Below are 284 nucleotides of genomic sequence, written 5' to 3'. Positions count from 1 at the left end.
CTGGAAGGTCCGTGTCGGTGTCACCACAGCGCGGGGTGCGCTTCGGTGTCCTGACGGCGGTCTCCCGTTTCCTTCTGCCGCGGGTGCGGCAGGGTTACGCCACCTGCCCGCCCGCCCCGGCCGGTGTGATGGCTGGGGCGTTGGCGGCGGGTCTTGCGGTCGGCTCCGCGGGGCTTCGACACGCGTGGCGTGTCCTGGTCTCCGGCCACTCCGGTACCAGTGGTGCAGGCCGCCGCGAGGGCGACGAGGTTGCGGGCTGCGTTCTCGTCCCGGTCCAGGACCAG

General features: G+C 72.9%; 1 pseudogene. It reads right to left on the bottom strand.

Features of this window, described 5'->3' with window-relative positions:
* Positions 1-20: 20 nt before the first annotated feature.
* A pseudogene (locus tag GFH49_RS39230) lies at positions 21-284 on the bottom strand (IS607 family element RNA-guided endonuclease TnpB); the annotation flags it as partial.

This window comes from Streptomyces blattellae (assembly GCF_009709555.1).
Lineage (GTDB): Bacteria > Actinomycetota > Actinomycetes > Streptomycetales > Streptomycetaceae > Streptomyces > Streptomyces blattellae.
The sequence above is the reverse complement of the archived record's forward strand: the minus strand, read 5'-3'. Positions and strand labels throughout refer to the sequence as shown.